Origin of the sequence: Sinorhizobium sp. CCBAU 05631 (assembly GCF_002288505.1) — a bacterium.
Classification (GTDB): Bacteria; Pseudomonadota; Alphaproteobacteria; order Rhizobiales; family Rhizobiaceae; genus Sinorhizobium; species Sinorhizobium fredii_C.
The window spans coordinates 1,977,133-1,994,213 of sequence record NZ_CP023063.1; the positions used below are offsets into that span (position 1 = coordinate 1,977,133).

Annotated in this window: 13 protein-coding genes and 1 pseudogene; 6 read left to right on the forward strand and 8 right to left on the reverse strand. The window is 62.3% G+C overall.

Features of this window, described 5'->3' with window-relative positions:
• The first annotated feature begins 19 nt into the window (after positions 1-19).
• The 3 genes and pseudogenes from SS05631_RS09790 (at position 20) to fabI (ending at position 2,968) form a co-directional block, all read left to right on the forward strand.
• On the forward strand, positions 20-976 hold the full coding sequence (locus SS05631_RS09790) for a phosphate acetyltransferase (protein WP_037423430.1): 957 nt from the start codon (positions 20-22) through the stop codon (positions 974-976).
• Between the two features lie 4 nt (positions 977-980).
• Positions 981-2,165: an acetate kinase gene (locus SS05631_RS09795; RefSeq protein ID WP_037423428.1), complete on the forward strand. Its 1,185-nt coding sequence runs from the start codon at positions 981-983 to the stop codon at positions 2,163-2,165.
• A gap of 18 nt (positions 2,166-2,183) precedes the next feature.
• Positions 2,184-2,968 (forward strand): annotated as a pseudogene (gene fabI / locus SS05631_RS09800) (enoyl-ACP reductase FabI).
• 108 nt (positions 2,969-3,076) lie between these two features.
• Here the strand turns inward: fabI and SS05631_RS09805 are convergent.
• Entirely contained in the window at positions 3,077-3,994 is a 918-nt protein-coding gene (locus tag SS05631_RS09805; protein ID WP_037423426.1) for a PhzF family phenazine biosynthesis protein, read from the reverse strand.
• Between the two features lie 329 nt (positions 3,995-4,323).
• On the opposite strand from SS05631_RS09805, the gene SS05631_RS09810 reads away from it, so the two are divergent.
• The gene (locus tag SS05631_RS09810; protein WP_037423423.1) at positions 4,324-5,520 is read left to right on the forward strand and encodes an MFS transporter; all 1,197 of its coding nucleotides are present in this window, start codon (positions 4,324-4,326) and stop codon (positions 5,518-5,520) included.
• A 63-nt stretch (positions 5,521-5,583) separates the two neighbouring features.
• On the opposite strand, the gene SS05631_RS09815 is transcribed toward SS05631_RS09810, so the two are convergent.
• The 5 genes from SS05631_RS09815 to SS05631_RS09835 form a co-directional block, all read right to left on the reverse strand.
• Positions 5,584-6,324 (reverse strand): DNA mismatch repair protein MutT, encoded by a 741-nt coding sequence (locus tag SS05631_RS09815; RefSeq protein ID WP_037423421.1) that lies wholly within the window; start codon positions 6,322-6,324, stop codon positions 5,584-5,586.
• A 2-nt stretch (positions 6,325-6,326) separates the two neighbouring features.
• Positions 6,327-7,433: an endonuclease/exonuclease/phosphatase family protein gene (locus tag SS05631_RS09820; RefSeq protein WP_037423418.1), complete on the reverse strand. Its 1,107-nt coding sequence runs from the start codon at positions 7,431-7,433 to the stop codon at positions 6,327-6,329.
• Between the two features lie 194 nt (positions 7,434-7,627).
• Positions 7,628-8,071 carry a TIGR02594 family protein gene (locus SS05631_RS09825; RefSeq protein ID WP_037423483.1) on the reverse strand — a complete coding sequence of 148 codons (444 nt, stop codon included), beginning with the start codon at positions 8,069-8,071 and terminating at the stop codon, positions 7,628-7,630.
• A gap of 526 nt (positions 8,072-8,597) precedes the next feature.
• Positions 8,598-8,843: a hypothetical protein gene (locus SS05631_RS09830; protein ID WP_037423415.1), complete on the reverse strand. Its 246-nt coding sequence runs from the start codon at positions 8,841-8,843 to the stop codon at positions 8,598-8,600.
• Positions 8,844-8,948: 105 nt separating this feature from the next.
• A complete protein-coding gene (locus SS05631_RS09835) occupies positions 8,949-11,867 on the reverse strand; it encodes a calcium-binding protein (protein WP_037423412.1) in 2,919 nt (972 codons plus the stop codon).
• Positions 11,868-12,389: 522 nt separating this feature from the next.
• Between SS05631_RS09835 and SS05631_RS09840 the strand changes: the two genes are divergently transcribed.
• Both SS05631_RS09840 and SS05631_RS09845 read left to right on the forward strand, forming a co-directional pair.
• On the forward strand, positions 12,390-14,480 hold the full coding sequence (locus tag SS05631_RS09840) for a BTAD domain-containing putative transcriptional regulator (protein WP_244412282.1): 2,091 nt from the start codon (positions 12,390-12,392) through the stop codon (positions 14,478-14,480).
• A 464-nt stretch (positions 14,481-14,944) separates the two neighbouring features.
• Positions 14,945-16,009: a LuxR C-terminal-related transcriptional regulator gene (locus tag SS05631_RS09845; protein WP_244412280.1), complete on the forward strand. Its 1,065-nt coding sequence runs from the start codon at positions 14,945-14,947 to the stop codon at positions 16,007-16,009.
• Positions 16,010-16,058: 49 nt separating this feature from the next.
• On the opposite strand, the gene csgH is transcribed toward SS05631_RS09845, so the two are convergent.
• Both csgH and SS05631_RS09860 read right to left on the reverse strand, forming a co-directional pair.
• Positions 16,059-16,361 (reverse strand): curli-like amyloid fiber formation chaperone CsgH, encoded by a 303-nt coding sequence (csgH, locus tag SS05631_RS09850; protein WP_037423407.1) that lies wholly within the window; start codon positions 16,359-16,361, stop codon positions 16,059-16,061.
• A gap of 176 nt (positions 16,362-16,537) precedes the next feature.
• On the reverse strand, positions 16,538-16,897 hold the full coding sequence (locus tag SS05631_RS09860) for a hypothetical protein (RefSeq protein ID WP_037423405.1): 360 nt from the start codon (positions 16,895-16,897) through the stop codon (positions 16,538-16,540).
• Positions 16,898-17,081: the final 184 nt, after the last annotated feature.

A 17,081-nucleotide genomic window follows, 5' to 3' on the forward strand; every position in this document is an offset into this window, starting at 1 on the left:
ACCATTTGGAGGTTTCGAAGTGTCCGAGGTCACTGCACTGACGGCCGAGCCGTCCAAGTACGACCGCCTGATCGCAGCCGCACAGGCCGAAACGTCGGCGTTGACGATTGTCGTTCATCCCTGCGACGAGACTTCGCTGCGCGGTGCGCTTCAAGCGGCGGAAACGGGGCTCATCAAACCTGTTCTCGTGGGGCCGGAAGTGAGGATCCGTTCTGTGGCGGCCGAGCATGGGCTCGAAATCGGCGGCTGGGAAATCGTCGATGCGCCGCACAGCCATGCCGCCGCTGCCAAGTCGGTTGCGCTCGTTCGCGAGGGCAAGGGCGAACTTCTGATGAAGGGCAGCCTGCATACCGACGAGCTGATGCATGAGGTCGCCGCCGCCGCCACCGGCCTCAGGACCGATCGGCGGATCAGTCACGTCTTCGTCATGGACGTCCCCGGTCATCCAGAGACGCTGTTCATCACCGACGCAGCGATCAATATCTTCCCGGACCTCGAAGCCAAGCGCGACATCGTTCAGAACGCGATCGATCTCTGGGTGACGATCGGCCTCGGCGAGCCGCGGGTCGCGATCGTTTCGGCGGTGGAGACGGTCACGGCGAAGATCCCATCGACGATCGAAGCGGCGGCGCTCTGCAAGATGGCCGAGCGCGGCCAGATCACCGGCGGCCTGCTCGACGGGCCGCTCGCCTTCGACAACGCAATCGATCCCGAAGCGGCCCGCATCAAGGGCATCAGGTCGCCGGTTGCCGGCCACGCCCAGATCATCGTCGTGCCGGATCTGGAGGCCGGCAACATGCTGGCAAAGAACCTGACCTTCCTTTCCCATGCGGATGCAGCCGGCATCGTCCTCGGCGCCCGCGTGCCGATCGTGCTGACGTCGCGGGCGGATTCGATCAGAACCCGCCTCGCTTCCTGCGCCGTCGCCGCGCTTTTCGCGGCCCGGCGGCGTGCAGCACAAGTCGCGGCGGTCTAGCGCCATGGACGCGATCCTCGTCGTCAATGCCGGTTCATCGAGCCTGAAGTTCCAGGTCTTCAGCGTCGGCGGGGCGAGCCTGACGCGGCAGGTGCGCGGCCAGATCGGCGGCATCGGCTCGCGACCGCGCCTCTATGCCAAAGGCGCCGATGGGGCAATCCTGATCGATCAGAACTACGCCGCGGAGGCCGTTCGCGACCTTCCGGCCGCCATCGCGTCCGCACGCGAATGGCTGCTGACGCTTGAGGGTGTCGAACTTTGCGCAATCGGCCATCGCGTCGTCCATGGCGGCCCCGACTACGCGCAGCCCGTACTGATCGACGCGACAGTGCTCGACCGCCTTGCCAGCTATCAGAATTTGGCGCCGCTGCACCAGCCCAACAATCTCGCGCCCATTCGGCTTGCCATGGAGATTAACCCGGACGTGCCACAGGTCGCCTGTTTCGATACGGCCTTCCACCGCGGGCACCCGAAGCATGCCGATTGTTACGCGTTGCCACGGGCGTTTTACGACCAGGGCGTGCGGCGTTACGGCTTCCATGGCCTTTCCTACGAATACGTCGCCGAGCGGATGCGCGAAATCGCGCCGGACGCAGCGCGCGGCAAAGTCATCGTCGCGCATCTCGGCAGCGGCGCTTCGATGTGCGCGCTACGCGACGGCCGCAGCGTCGAGAGTACGATGGGCTTCACTGCCCTCGACGGATTGCCGATGGGAACACGTCCAGGCCAACTCGACCCGGGCGTCGTGCTCTACCTCATCTCGCAAAAGGGCATGAGTGCCGAGGCCGTGTCTGACCTCCTCTATCATGATGCCGGCCTAAAAGGTCTTTCCGGCATTTCGAACGACATGCGCGAACTTCTGGAGAGCGACGACAAGCGCGCCTCCTTCGCGATCGACCATTTCGTGCACCGCTGCAGCCTCAGCGCCGGCATGCTCGCCGCGGCGCTCGGCGGTGTCGATGCTTTCGTCTTCACAGCGGGTGTCGGGGAGAACTCGGCGCCGATCCGCGCACGGATCGCCGAGCGCCTCGCCTGGCTTGGCGCCGAACTCGAGCCAGCCGCAAACGAGGGGGGCGCCGCGCTGATATCGACTGCTGCGAGCCGCGTCGCGCTTCATGTCATTCCGACCGACGAGGAACTGATGATCGCACGCCACACGCTCGCGCTGATCAGTGCCCCCAACGCCTGATCTCGGAGGAAAGCCGAGATGTCCATTCCCGCCGTAAAGGCCAAGCTTCTCGAAGGCCGCAAGGGCCTCATCGTCGGCATCGCCAACGACCGCTCGATTGCCTGGGGCTGTGCGCGCGCATTCCATGCGTTCGGGGCGGAAGTCGCGGTGACCTATCTCAACGACAAAGCCAGGCCCCATGTGGAGCCCCTGGCGCGCGAGCTCGACGCGCCGCTCTTTCTGCCGCTGGACGTCGCCGTGCCGGCCAGATCGAGGCTGTCTTCGAGCGCATCGCGGAGACCTGGGGAGAGCTCGACTTCCTCGTCCACTCGATCGCCTTTTCGCCGAAGGATGCGCTCGGCGGGCGGGTGACCGACGTCCCCCGCGACGGCTTCCTGACGACGATGGAGATCTCCTGCTGGTCCTTCATCCGCATGGCGCATCTGGCCGAACCGCTGATGAGGAGAGGCGGGACACTCTTCACCATGACCTATCACGGGTCGCAGGTGGTGGTGGAGTACTACAACATCATGGGCGTCGCCAAGGCCGCACTCGAAAGCGCCGTGCGGTACATTGCTGCTGAGCTCGGCCCCAAAGGCATTCGCGTGCACGCGATCTCTCCCGGCGCTCTTGCCACCCGTGCCGCCTCCGGCATTCCCGAGTTCGATACGCTTCTGGAGAAGACGAAAGTGAAATCGCCGACGCGCGAACTGGTCGACATCGACGACGTCGGCGTCGCGACGGCCTTTCTTGCGCACGACGCCGCGCGGCTCATTACGGGTCAGGTGCTCTACGTCGACGGCGGCTACCACATCATCGATTGAAGAGCGGCAATCGGGTTGTCTGCGACATTGAACGAGGCGAGCCGGTCCCTGCTCGAAGCGACAGGAACGCTTCCCGCTTCCTGCTGACGCAAAAAGCCCCCAATCCGCCTAAACCGTCAGGTCGCCCTCGGCCATCTTCACCGCGTGGCCGCCGATGCGGGCGGTTGCAATCTTGCCGCCGGCAATGTCGAGGTGCAGGTGGATGAAGGAAGGGCGCGCCATCTCGACCCCTTGCTCCACCAGGATGGCGTGATGCCCGTCGACGAGTTCGTCGAAGAGGTGAATCGCGCCGGATAGCGCCGCCACGGCCGCGCCGGTTGCCGGGTCTTCGGCGATTCCCATCTCCGGGGCAAACATGCGGGCGTGGAAGCGGGCCATGTGGTTGATGCCGCCGCGGCAGTAGAGATAGGCGGCGGCGAGCCGCCCTTCCGCCAGCGGTGCTAGTCGCTCCCAGCGCTGCGGGTCGAACTCCACAGCCGCCACGGCAGCGATATCGTGCAACGGCACCATGACGAAGGGAACGCCGGCACTCCAGAAGGAAATGACATGGTTCTCGAAGCCGATCTGCGTCGCCTTGAGGCTCAGCGCATCGGCAATCGCCTGCTTGTCGAAGCGCGCGTCCAGCCGGCTCGGCTTGCGCGGCAGGTCGAACTCGGCGAAGGTCGCGGCTCCGGGCCGCAGCCGCACCGCCGTCCGCACCGGCCCGACCTTCTGTTCCAATATCTGCATGAGATCGAGCGGCTTCTCAGTATCGCCGTAGAGCGCCTCTGCTATTGCCACGGCCGCGCCGACGGTCGGATGGCCGGCGAAGGGCAGTTCGTGCCAGGGCGTGTAGATCCTGAGCTGCACCGCATGCGTTGCGCTCCCCCGCCGCTGAATGAACACCGTCTCCGAAAGATTGAATTCCTGGGCGATCGACTGCATCGCCGCGTCGCTCAGGTCTTCGGCATCGAACACCACCGCAAGCGGATTGCCCTCGAGACGCTTCTCGGTGAAAACGTCGTAGATCGCGTAGCGTCGTCCCATGCATCCCCCCGTCGCCGGCACGTTACCCGATGCCCTTAGTCCGAGATCCGGACTGGCAGGAAGCTTGCAACGCCCTCGTCCGCGCGGCAAGGCGAAATTTCCTCGGATGGCCATGACTTTCCGACGCGAGATGCGGCCGCTTTGCGGACACGTCGTCGATCGGAAATCATCAACTCGATAGCACCTGGAAATTTAAACACCCTTTGTCGCGAGGACGACCTTTCTGCCGTTCACGACAACCGTTAATGAGACGTTGCTGCAAGCCCTCCCGAACGGGAACGCCAGAAGCGGCATACACGGATGCTGGCAGGAAAGGACGCGGCGGGAACATGACAAGCGAAGTTATGTCACGCAGAACTATTCCGGCCGGCGTGTGGGCCCTCGGCTTCGTCTCGATGTTCATGGACATCTCCTCGGAGATGATCCACGCGCTGTTGCCCCTCTACATGGTCACCGTGCTCGGCACATCGACGCTCGTGGTCGGACTTATCGAGGGCATAGCCGAGGCGACGGCCTCGATCACCAAGGTTTTCTCAGGCGCACTCAGCGATTGGCTGGGAAAGCGCAAGTTCCTGGCCGTTCTCGGCTATGGCCTGGCGGCGCTCACCAAACCGATCTTTCCGCTCGCCACCTCCGTGGAATGGCTGGTGGGGGCGCGTTTTATCGATCGCGTCGGCAAAGGCATCCGCGGGGCGCCGCGCGACGCGCTCGTCGCCGACCTCGCCCCACCGCACCTGCGCGGCGCCAGCTTCGGCCTGCGCCAGTCGCTCGATACGGTCGGCGCCTTCACCGGCCCCCTCCTCGCCATCGGCCTGATGTGGCTGACGGCGGATCACTTTCAGGCCGTGTTCTGGTTCGCGGTGATTCCCGCCTTTCTTTCCGTTGGCGTCCTTGTCGTTTGGGTTAAAGAGCCAGAGCGAGCGAAGGAATTGCGCCGGGTGCGCATGCCGCTGCGCCGTGATGAACTCAGTCGGCTCGGATCGGCCTATTGGTGGGTCGTGGCCGTCGCCGCGGTCTTCACGCTGGCCCGCTTCAGCGAGGCCTTCCTCATCCTGCGCGCCCAGTCGATCGGCCTGTCTCCGGCGCTGGCGCCGGTCGTCCTCGTGATCATGAGCTTCGCCTACGCGCTCTCGGCCTATCCTGCCGGCGTGCTCTCCGACCGTCTGAACCGCTTGCCCCTTCTCGTGCTCGGCCTTGTCCTCCTGGTCTTGGCCGACCTGGTCCTCGCCTTCACGACGGGTATCGTAATGCTCGGCATTGGCGTCGCGCTTTGGGGGCTGCATATGGGCCTCACCCAAGGATTGCTGGCGACCTTGATCGCCGACGCGGCGCCGGCGGAACTGCGTGGCACCGCCTTCGGCATGTTCAACTTGGTGACCGGCATCGCCCTGCTGCTTGCCAGCATCATCGCCGGCGCTCTCTGGGACATCGCCGGGCCGCAGGCAACCTTCGTCGCCGGTGCTGCCTTCACTCTCTTGACGATTTTGGGGCTGGTTCCGGTCAAGCTCCCGGCTCCCCCGGCGTGACACAGCATGAGTGCGACAATCCCCCTTCGATAGAGAAGCCGCGCGGGGCGCGCATTGACAAGGCTACTTGATTTCTCGCCGAGCAAAGAGCCAAGCGAGGATCGGCGGGATAAACTCCGGATAGTTGTGCGCATGCGGTTCGGGCCCACGGATCGCCAGCGCCTCGTCGACCTCGGGATCCGGATCGGCTGCGATATGCACCGCCACCCGCGCGACGACCTCGTCCGCTGTAGCGGGGAGCCGGAAAACGCGAAACACGGTGATCGTGCCGGCCATGTGAATGGCGTGCCAGCCTGGTTCGGCGGAGGCCTCGGAGAGTGAAATGCCCGTTTCCTCCTTCACTTCTCGGGCAATATTGCCGGCGACGTCGCAACGCCCATCGACAACGTCTTCCGGTTCCAGTGAACCGCCGGGGCTGTAGACTCGGCCGGCATTGGCCGTGTGGGCGCCCATGCGGATGGCGATCAGGGCACCGTCCGAGGAAAGCAGCATCGGCATGCCGAAGATGTGGTAGGCCCCCGGTCCCCGCGTCTTTCGCCACCAGAGAAAGGTCGAGTACGGAACGATATGCGCCCGTGCGGCGATGCGCCCTTCGGCGATGCGGATCGACCGCTGCAGTACCATCCTGCCGTCGAACAGGTGCGGATTGGCGGCGATCTCGCGCTGCCAGCTCTCCCGCGCGCGCTCCGACTCGGCAAGGTGGAACGGGTGCGGTTCGGCGGAAACCTCTATGTCGATCTCCGACACCGGGAAAACCTTACCTTCCGGGGGCCAGCCGGTCCGATTGCTCTCGAGAAGGGTCATCGTCAGATGTCCAGCGTCATGACGACCGGGCAATGGTCGGAGGCCTTCGGCCGGTCCCAGCCGGTGCGCGGATAACGCTCCACCTCCTGCCCCGCGGGAAAGATCGTCCGGAAAGGCTGGCCGGCGCGGACGATCTCCGGAATACGGCCGGCATTGCGCCGCGCAAGCGCCGGCGACAGCCAGATATAGTCGAGCTGGCAGAGGTGCCGTTCCTCCGGACCGCGGCTGTGGAAGAGTGTCCAGCGGTCGAGCACCGGTCGTCTCGACATGGGATTCTCGACGAAGCCGTCACGGCTGAGAATATCGAGGGCGCTCGCCTCTTCCTGGCTCGGCACGAATTCGTAGCCGTTGCGGCGGTCGCCGAGGATGACGACCTTCTCCTGATAATCATTCATGTCCCCACAAATGGCGAACATCTTGTCCGCCGTATGGCCGCGGCCGAAGCGGCTTTCGATGATATGGCGCACCGCCTTCGCCTCGGCTTCGCGAATGGCCATGGTTGCCCGTCGGCCGTCGAGGCCGTCGCGCGCCGGTCCCATCGATTTGAAATGCACCACATAGAGCGTCAGCGGCCGGCCGCCGATCCTCAGATCCACTTCCAGGCAGTCGCGCTTGAAGATGCGATCGCGCGGGCGGTTGGTCAAAGCCAGTTCGTCGTTGAAGAGGCCGACATCCTCATAGGTCAGCGCCGCATGGCTCTTGACCTCGAGGCATTCGATTTTCTGCCCGTCGCGCGTCTCCTCGCGCATCAGAACCGCCACGTCGATGCCGCGCGAATCGTTGCCCTCGATCAGATGCTTCTGCCGGTATCCGTTGCCGACCATGCGGAAGAGGTAGCCATATTCGAAGGCCTGCAAGGCCGCCATGTTGTCCGCCTCCTGCAGGCAGAGAATGTCGGCATCGCAGTCGGCGATGGCAAGCGCCGACATCTGTCGCGTGTCGTCGGTGTGGGCGATCGTGCGCGCCTCCTCCAGCCGCTGATACTCCGCCTCGCTGCGCACATCGAAAAGCCTCAGCACCCGGTCCTGCTTGAGTTGGTTGCGGAAGCCGGAAAAGTCGAACCGGCTCAGAAGGTTCTCGATATTGAACGTGGCGAGGCGAAGCGACATCGGGCCATCCGCAGTTGGAGACGCCGCGGAGATTAGAGCATTTTGCAGTCAGGTGGAAACACCTGACGTCGCACAAATGCGGCAAAAACAAACAGATAGAGCGGCAGCGAACGTGCAAGCGCATCCCGCTCCTCATGCGGGATGAGCAAGAAGGCAACCCGCCCATCGGCGTCCGATATCAACCGACGTCCGTCCTAACGTCTCACGGCGACCACCTGGCCGCGGCTGAAATAGGACAGTTGCACCCTCCCCGATTGATTGCCGCCGATCACCCGGGCCGTCGATTTCGACAGCGCGGACAGGATACCGACATGGTAGTTCCGGCCGGTTCTGACCACGATGACGTCGCCCGGGCGGGCATAGGAAAGTTTGATCGGTGCACCGAACCTCAGCCACGACCGCGCAAAACTATAGCTCTGCGGTGGTTGACGACCGGCTTTCCGGGCGATCATGCCCATGAAGTGTCCGCACCAGGGCGTGCGTGCCGGATTGATGCCGAGGGCGGCACGCAGCCGCTTGTTGTTCTTGACTTCATGCAGTCCTGCATATTGCTGGGCCTGGGCCAGCATGCCTGCGGACGCGGTCTCCGGTGATGTAAGCGCGACAAATGCCGCAGTCAGAAACGCCACAACCTTCATGATTCGGGTCTCCTTTGTGCGCGGACCGGCCTCATGCCGGCTTGCGCCGCTCTGCGTCTCCGACCATCGCACCGGGTTCGCCTTCCTCCGGCACGCAAATTTCTGCGCGCAAAGAGCCACCCGCGCTCGGGAAGCGTCCCTGGCGCGCGAACGAAAGCTCCGGTATCAAAGGGCTAGAGCGTCCTTGATCGAGGCGCGCGACAAACCCCGGCCAAGCCTGGGAGGTCGAAACTTTGCATGGCTCCGCCCGAGAGCGGTACCGCACTACGGCGCCGCGTCTTGTCAGACGCGCAAAGGTCGCCGTAGCACTTTGAATTCCTGCATGTCTTTGTCCCTATCGAGTCGATCTAAGGAGACATGCCGCAGCAACCACGCAAACTCCACCACGCCTTCGCTACGACGTACGAAAGACTCTCTAGCGCTTTGAGGCTGCACGTCTTCTGTCGCCGGAAGCCGGTTGCGGGTTCCAGCTTGAAGTTGCAGCCGGCCTGCGAACTGCAATGGCCGTGCCCCAACCTGATGGCGGTCACTCAACGAGATGAAATTCCCCTGCCAGCCGTTGGTCAGCGGGCAGGACTTTGCCGGTGAGGTGCAGCGAAATTGTGGCAGAGATCGCGCCCAAGGTGCGAGAGGCGCGCATTTCTTTAGCCGAATCGCGGGATTGGCCCAAGAATGGCGCGTCCTCATCGCGAAGCACCGGGATTTTGTGCACGTGCAATTGCCCGGGGCCACCGGCGTTGCGCGCGGCCGGCGCTGAAATGAGCGCCGCCATTGCGTCTCAGCAAATGCCAAGCTCATTCGCTTGCGACACGACGAATGAGGGGCGGGATGCAGCCATCCCGCCCCTTTCGTGATCAGCCCGGGTAAGCGAAGCCGCTTAGAACAGCGAGAAGTCGCTGGTCGAAAGCGTCGTGACACCCTTGAGGATCGCCACCAGTTCGAGGTCCGCCTCGGTGCCCTTGCCGTCGGCGTCGAACCACAGCCGGCCGTTGTCGCTTTCGAACAGGAAGGTACCCTTGCTGCTCGTCGCCACCGGATCGGCGCCGACGACGAGCGTGACGGTCGCGTCGGCGGCGGCAATGCCGTAGTCGCTTTTGTCGATCACCAGCTTGTCCTGGCCGCGGGTGAAGTCGGTGATGACGTCGCCCTCGCCGTCCCGGCCGGAGCGGTCGAAGACGAACAGGTCGTTGCCGGCACCGCCGGTCAGCCAGTCGTCGCCGGCGCCGCCGTTCAGTCGGTCGACACCAGCGCGACCGTCGAGAACGTCGTCGGCCCCGCCGCCGTTGAAGGTATTCGCAAGGGCATCGCCGCGGATGACATCGTCATTGGCGCTGCCGTTGATGATCTCGAAATTTTTCACCGTCAGGCCCTGCGCCATGCCCCTGTTCGAGGCCTGGCTCTGAAGGTCAAGCACGACCGAGATGTCGCTGGTGTCCTTGAACGAGAGCGTGTCGGTGCCGATGCCGCCGTCGAAGACATCGGTTCCGGTGAAGACGGTGCGCGTCAGCGTGTCATTGCCGGCGTCGCCGAACAGGCTGTCGCTGCCGGCGCCGTCGGTGAGCACGTCATGGCCGTCGCCGCCGCGCAGCGTGTCGTTGCCGCCATTGCCCTCGAGCCGATCGCTAAGCTTGCCGCCGGTGATCGTGTCCTTGCCGGCGCTGCCGATATAGTTCAGCACCTCGAAGCCCTTGAAGGAGGTGGTCATATCGACGGTGGCGCTGCCGGTCGCGAAGCTGAAGGCGATGTCCTTCGTCTGGTTGCTCGCATCGAGGTCGAGCGTGTCGGTGCCGGTGCCGCCATCAGCGGTGTCGCCGATTCCGGCATAGACGCGATCGTTGCCGTCTTCGCCGGAGATATTGTCGCGCCCGCCATAAACACCGACGCCGTCGCCTGACAGCGTATCATTGCCGAGACCGCCCTTCAGCGTATCGTTGCCGAGATTGCCGGCGAGCACGTCGTCGCCGGCGCCGCCGGTCAGGCTGTCGTGGCCGCTGCCGCCGTGCAGCGCATCATTCAGCGCGCCGCCGACAAAGACGTCGTTGCCGCTGCCGCCGACGAGTTTCACCCGCTCGATGTTCTTGACCGTCACCGGCGCATTGCTGACGCTGACCGAGGGGGCGAGCTTGAAGGTGATGCCGGCCGTGTATTTGGAGAAATCGATCGACGCGAAGTCAGTACCGGTGCCGCCTTCGAGCGTCAGCTTGCCGGTCGATGCGCTCCGCGCGAACGAGTCGTTGCCGGTGCCGAGATCGATCGTGTTGTGACCAATCACGCTGCCGCTGTCGCCGACGCTGACCGTGTCGTCGCCGTCGCCGGCCTTGATGACGTTGGTGCCGCCAAAGTCGATGAGGCGGTCATGGCCAGCACCTGAAGAAAGATTGTCGTTTCCGGTGCCGCCATCAAGCACGTCGGAGCCGGCGGTGCCGATCAGCGTGTCGTTGCCGGCATAGCCAGAGAAATTGACGCTTTGGGCAGTGCCGACCGACTTGACGACGTCATTGCCGGAGCCGAAGAGCACCTGGTAGCGCTCGAAATTCTTGATCGATGTGCTCTCCGACAGCGTGGCGCTGGCACCCGTTGCAGAGAAGCTCAGATCCGCCGTAGCCGTGCGACGGTCGACGGTCACGTGGTCTGTCCCGAGACCGCCGTCGCCCTTGTCCGCCCCGCCATCGCCCAGTTCAACCCGGTCGTTGCCGTCGCCGGCAACGACGCTGTCCTTGCCGAGACCGCTCTTGACATGATCGTCACCGGCACCGGCATTGACGATGTCGTCGCCCGCCGCGCTGTCGATGATGTCGGTGCCGGTGCTGGTGGTGATCGTGTTGGCACTCGTTCCAGTCGCGGTGATGGTGTAGTTCTCCATGCCGATGAAGGTGGTGCCGCCGGCGAGCGTGTTGACCAGCGTCGCCGCCTTGGCGGCGAAATTGCCGGTAAAGTTCGTCAGCACCAGGCGGTCATTGCCGCCCGCATCGGTGATCGTGTCCTTGCCCTCGCCGTAGCGGTAGGTGATCGTGTCGTTTCCTGCCCCGCCCTCGACCTTGTCGTCGCCGGCGCCGCCATCCAGCGAGTCGTTGCCGACGTCACCGAAGAGGCTGTCATTGCCGATACCGCCGGCTACGGAATCGTCGCCTGTGCCGCCGCGGACATCGTCATTGCCGGCGTCGCCGGAAAGAAAGTCCATTCCCTGGTCGCCGGTGAGAATATCGTCATCGTCATCGCCGTTGATGAAATCCGTGCCATAGCCACCCTTGAGCGTGTCCTTGCCGAGCCCGCCCATCAGCAGGTCTGCGCCGCGACCGCCGGTCAGCTTGTCGTCGCCGGCCCCGCCGGTGAACATGTCGCTATAGTTGCCGCCGGTGATCGTATCGGCGAAATCGGTCCCGGTGATGCTGAAGGCTTCGACATTGGTGGTCTTGATATTGCCGACCAGCGTCTGCGGGGCGATCCAATCCTTGATCGCGATGTTCACGCCAGCGGTAAGGTCGGAATAATCGACCATGAGACGATCAGTGCCCGAACCGCCGTCAGCGATGTCGCCGGCGCCGGAAAGCGGCACGTCGGCCATGATCGTGTCCTGACCGGAGCCGCCATTGACGGTATCGCTTTCGTCGCCGCCGTCGAGAAAATCATTGCCGCTGTTGCCGTTCAGCGTGTCCTTGCCCGTATCGCCCAAGATAAAATCGTCCTGGAACGAGCCGCTGAGAGTATCATTGCCTCCGAGGCCGATAATCTGGTCAGCGCCGAAATTGCCGTTCAGCGTATCGGCGCCGTCCGTACCCATTATATTTGTTGCCATTAGTATCTCCTGAGGATTTCTGACATAGAAACTCCGTTCGCCGGCAGCGTGCGGCGTCGAAGCGAATTGAACTTTTTGAAATTGCTGCCGCAGCTGGGAAATGGCGGCATGCGGTTGGAATGTGCTGGCTAGCGGATTTTGCTCATCGCTAATCTTTCTCCTCGAATCCGGACGCCTTACGTCCATGTCCGCCATATTGTTCAGAAAAAACTATCGCGGTGTTCCCATGGATACAGCCGGCGATAGGCGAAGACTTTACTTCAATCGTCAGAAATACCGCCTATGGAGTGAGCGGATCATGCTGAAAGACTTGAGCTTCTTTCCCGTTTGTGATGCACGTTGTACTTTACTCTGACGCGACAATGGCAGTTCCCAACATTCCTTCCGAAACCTGCTCCGCGCTGCCGCATGCATATTTCACCGCTAGGCGCCGAGGGCGTCGCGCGCTTCGAGGCCGCTTGTCTCACTGGTGCGCATCCCAATTGAAAATTGAACAACAGCCATTCGTGAAAAGAGCGTGAAATGAACGAGGTACCGCGGTTTTCAGAGAACTTCCGTGGGTTGCAGATCGAGTTCAAACTGCTGGGAGGATTCGCTGTGCGCTCCCCCACCGGTGAGGCACCGATCCTGCCGACCGCCAAGACTCGGCTTCTCGCCGCCTATCTGGCTTTGTCGGCGGGCCAGTATCAGGCTCGCTCCAAGCTGTGCGCGCTTTTCTGGGAGGACCGGGGCGCTGAGCAGGCGCGGGCAAGCCTGCGCAATGCGCTGGCGGCGATCCGCGCCGTCCTGGGGGATCACATTCTGATCGCGAACCGCGAGGCGGTCATGCTCGACCCGAATTTCGTATGCACCGACGTCGATGAACTCAAGTCGCTCATGGGCCGAACCTCGGCCACCGCGGAAGCCGAGACGGCGCGACGCTTGGCCGCTGAGCTTTTGGAAGGCCTGACGGTCTCGGGGGAAGAGCTGACGGAATGGCTCGAGTTCGAGCGGACGCGATGCCGCAATCTATCGGAAGCATTGCTTTCCAAGACTGCGGAACAGCTTGCCGAGCACGGCGACGAAGCGGCAGCCGTGGCGCTCGCCCAGCAACTGGTCGCACTCGACCCCTTTCGAGAAAAGAGCCATCGATTGCTGATGCGCCTCTATGCACGCCAAGGGGAGCGTTCGCTTGCCGCAGCGCAATTCCAGACCTGTCGCCAACTGCTTGCCGACGAGCTCGGAACCGCGCCCTCGCCGCAGACCGTCGCTCTGGCCCATGAACTATCGTTGGACGCAACGCCCACGCGGGAAGCCAGACGCCTGGAGGTCGCGCCCTCCCCCATCCAGCAGAAAGCAGCACGCGGTGCGGATACCGATTTCCGCATTTCCATCGCCGTCCTGCCATTTCTTCGTCCGGTGGAGGATGCCGATCAGTCGTTCCTCGCGGAAGGGCTCGCAGAGGATCTGATCAACGAGCTTTCGCGTCACAAGGATTTCCTCGTCATTGCCCGCCAATCGACCTTCGCCTTCGGCGCCGGCCCGCGGCTTGCGGAGCACGCCGCCCAAGCTCTTGATGTTCGTTATGTGCTTACCGGAAATCTTAGGCGTCGGGGAGATGATCTGAGCCTCGGCGTCCAGCTCATCGACACTGCTACCCACCGTACCGTCTGGGCCGAACGCTATGCACGCAAGCTCGAAGAGCTATTCGCGGTTCAGGATGAAATCGTCGGCCTCATCATCACCGCCGTCGACGCAGAAGTGCGTTCGTCGGAGCGCGAGCGGGCTCTGCGCAAACTGCCCGAGACCATGGATGCTTGGGAATTTTTCCACCGCGGCCTCTGGCATGTCTACAATTTCTCCATGGACCAAATCGAGGCGGCGGAGCACTACTTCAGGCGCGCGACAGAGCTCAATCCGCGTTTTGCTCTCGGACATGCCGGCTTGGCGCAGGCAGCGGTCGTTCGCGTTGTCTGGCAAATGTCGGACGACATCCCCGCCACGCTTGAGTCCGGCCTCGTGCATGCCCGTCATGCCGTAGCCCTCGATGGCGCCCACCCCTACCCGCACGTCATGCTGGGGAGGCTTCTCACCTGCCGTGGCGAACTTGGCCTTGCGCATGACCACCTTCGCATCGCGACAGAGCTTAACCCGAGCTACGCCCACGCCCATTACGCGGTGGCGCAGGTGCATATCTGGTCGGGTCAGCCGGCCGAGGCCCTTCCCCACATCGATCGCGCCATCCGTTTCAGTCCGCGCGATCCCCTTCTCAGCATGTTCATGACCGTGCGTTCGGTCTGTCTTTTTCTGATGGGCGACATGACTGGTGCGGAGGCCGCAGCCCGAGCTGCGATCGGTCGCCAGGCGCGCGAAAGTTGGTCGCGCCTTGGGCTCGCCGCAGCACTCGTCGAGAGCGGTCGGACCGACGAGGCACGGGCAGCCGTGGCCGAGGCAAAAGCGCTGATGCCGAACCTGTCAATCGCCAATCTCGACAATCTGATCGGGCGAATGGCATCGGCGCCGCGTCAGCGCATCATAGAAGCATTGCAACGGGCAGGCCTCCAATCGTGCCGAAAAAAGTCCTTCAATCTCATATCCCAACGCATTGCATTGCAGCATTCGGTAATTGACTGATATTGCTCGCCAGTCCAGGAAGGATCCTCGGCGCCGTGGAGTCCATTTGATGCAGTGCAAGGCAACTCCTCCGTCGGAATTTCAAGATTATTCTGGAGGAATTGCTAAAATACATGTATCTTTCGAGCTAGATCGTCCCGGGAGGGGGAAAATCCCCGCGGATTGAACGAAGAGATAAGACTAATATCTGCTGCACCAAGCCCGGATTCACGCCTTCGGGCTAGCATACTCATATTCTGCAAGAATGACATTTCTGAGTCTTCTTTAACGCCCTGCGAAAGCAGACATTTTTCTATTAAAGGCCGATTGCTGCATCACTGATTTATCTCGAACAAATTGAGAACCAAATTTCTATTGCGTGTGTCGACATTGAAAGGGGCGTTTTGTAACCGGAGTACTGGACGATGTCGGATGCGTACCAAGACAAGTTACTACTTAGCCTCATTCAAGCAATTTACGAAACGGTGTTACTGCCTTCCGCCTGGGATCGAATTGTCGCGGATCTCACGAAACTGGCACGGGCGGAATCGGGCGCCATCCTCGGTTTCGAGGGGCTCGACAACAGGAAAATCAGCCTCGCCGTCAAAGGCGTGCAGAGATCGGCTCTGCTGGACGTGGATACGCTTTCGGCTCTTGATGACGCCACGCTCGCGATGGGCTTGGGAGCAATCGCCACCTTGCCCGTGACGCTGGCGAACAGCGCCCCATGGTCATCCGCCTTGCGCCGCTGCTTCGGCGAGGATGGCAAAATCCTCATTCTACTCGTGTCGAAGGAAGGAAGCCGGCGCATTGTCGTCGCCTGTTTCTTCCCGCACGCGGCCGATAACCACCTGGCAATTGCCGCCGAAGCGCTGATGAAGGTTCTCCCGCATTTTCAGACTGCCTTCGCCTTGCAGAAAGCAATGGTTAACGAACGGGAAAGGTCGACCCGCACCGAACGGGCGCTCAGAAGCTGCGCCACCTCGTCGGCCATCGTCACCGCTGATCTTCGCGTCAAATTCGCCAATCGCCGCTTCGGCCGCTTCGTCGATGCCTCCGGCTCCTTCATCGAGTTCCGGGACGAGGTGCTCGAGTTCCAGGACGAGGAGCTTCAGTCGGAGGTCGAGGATCTGATCGAGCGAGCGCGCGTCAACAAGCACGATCATCACCTCCGCTGGACTAAGAGCAAACGAACCGGCGTGAGTTGGATTGTCAGCGTCGACTTCTTGTCGTTTGGCAGCGACACCTATCGATTTGGCAACGTCTTCGCCAGCAACGAGCCGAGCTTTCTTCTGACGATCCGCGAATTGAGCCGGAACACCTTGTTGACGCCCGACGATATCAAATCGGTGTTCGGGCTCACGCCAACAGAAGCTGCATTGGTGCATTCCCTTGCCAACGGCGACGCTCCCTCCGACATCGCCAAACGCCGGGGCGTTTCGAAGAACACCGTCCACAATCAACTGGCCTCGGCGATGGGGCGCCTCGGGGTGCGCCGCCAGGCGCAGCTCTTAAGTTCGCTCGCCGTGCTCTCTTTTTTCACGAAGTAACACCGATAAGCGTCAATACATCCTCGACCGGCGCCGCGTCGTCGCCGCGTCAAGGAACCGAACTTTCGCACAGCAGCGTCCCGTCGGCGGCATAGACGGACAGGCGGGCCGTCCATACGTCGGGCGCGGTACTGACCAGGATCGTCGATAGCTCCTGCCGTCCCGCCTGTTCGCTCGCGAACGCGCCCGCTTGCACATTCGTGGACGATCCCGTCGTTACCTTGAAGTGGTAGGTCCCGGTCTCCGTCCAGTCGCTGTGCAGCGTCGCAACCAAGGAGGTCAGAGTATTGGTTCTGGAATGTTCTATGACACATTCGATCGGGGCATAAGCAACTGTATCCAGGCTGATCATGGCCTCGTCTCCCGCGCGTTGATTTCACGATGGAGGACCGGCCGCGCTACAGCGCCGCGCGTCCCGTTAGGCGCGCAAAGGTCGCTGTAGCCCTTTGAATTGCTGCCTGTCGTTGTCCTTAAAGCGAGGTCGATTTAAGGAGACATGCAGTAGGCGGCCGGTCGATCGAAAATCGATCAGTCCTGCACCGTTATGGAGAGGTTCCCCTCGCCGTCTTGATGGGTCAGCGATTTGTTGCCCCAGCCGAACTGGAACGTGCCGGAGGCGTTGTACTTGCCCTTCTGCAAGGTGATCGACTTGTGGTGCTTTCCAAACTGCGCCGTTCCGGAAATGTTGCCGGTGCCCTTCTGGACCGACACGGACTGGTTACCCTTGCCGACTTGTCCGGTGCCGGAGAAGTTGCCCCAGCCCGACTGGCCGGTAGCGGACATATTGCCGAAGCCCGATTGGCTCGTGACCGATACGTTGTTGCCGGCATAAGCCGAGGAAACGGTGGAGAATGCGAGAAGTGCGGATATTGCGAGTGCCTTGAGCATGACCTGTCTCCCACATGGACGCCATCATGGCGTGAGGAAACGGTCGCAGAATTGGGCTTCTTAGTACTCATGAACATAAGACTAGAAGGAGGATACACTTCCAGCAGGCATTACTAGTTTCATAACAGAAGAATATGCTCAATCATGCAGATATATAGTGAAACAATACCATAGGCATCATAGC

What these genes read in the sequence shown, in the direction of transcription:
- SS05631_RS09840 (WP_244412282.1), top strand. Translation starts at nt 12,390, where the DNA reads ATGAACGAGGTACCGCGGTTTTCAGAGAACTTCCGTGGGTTGCAGATC.
- csgH (WP_037423407.1), bottom strand. Translation starts at nt 16,361, where the DNA reads ATGATCAGCCTGGATACAGTTGCTTATGCCCCGATCGAATGTGTCATA.
- SS05631_RS09815 (WP_037423421.1), bottom strand. Translation starts at nt 6,324, where the DNA reads ATGACCCTTCTCGAGAGCAATCGGACCGGCTGGCCCCCGGAAGGTAAG.
- SS05631_RS09825 (WP_037423483.1), bottom strand. Translation starts at nt 8,071, where the DNA reads ATGAAGGTTGTGGCGTTTCTGACTGCGGCATTTGTCGCGCTTACATCA.
- SS05631_RS09820 (WP_037423418.1), bottom strand. Translation starts at nt 7,433, where the DNA reads ATGTCGCTTCGCCTCGCCACGTTCAATATCGAGAACCTTCTGAGCCGG.
- SS05631_RS09830 (WP_037423415.1), bottom strand. Translation starts at nt 8,843, where the DNA reads ATGGCGGCGCTCATTTCAGCGCCGGCCGCGCGCAACGCCGGTGGCCCC.
- SS05631_RS09805 (WP_037423426.1), bottom strand. Translation starts at nt 3,994, where the DNA reads ATGGGACGACGCTACGCGATCTACGACGTTTTCACCGAGAAGCGTCTC.
- SS05631_RS09810 (WP_037423423.1), top strand. Translation starts at nt 4,324, where the DNA reads ATGACAAGCGAAGTTATGTCACGCAGAACTATTCCGGCCGGCGTGTGG.
- SS05631_RS09860 (WP_037423405.1), bottom strand. Translation starts at nt 16,897, where the DNA reads ATGCTCAAGGCACTCGCAATATCCGCACTTCTCGCATTCTCCACCGTT.
- SS05631_RS09835 (WP_037423412.1), bottom strand. Translation starts at nt 11,867, where the DNA reads ATGGCAACAAATATAATGGGTACGGACGGCGCCGATACGCTGAACGGC.
- SS05631_RS09795 (WP_037423428.1), top strand. Translation starts at nt 981, where the DNA reads ATGGACGCGATCCTCGTCGTCAATGCCGGTTCATCGAGCCTGAAGTTC.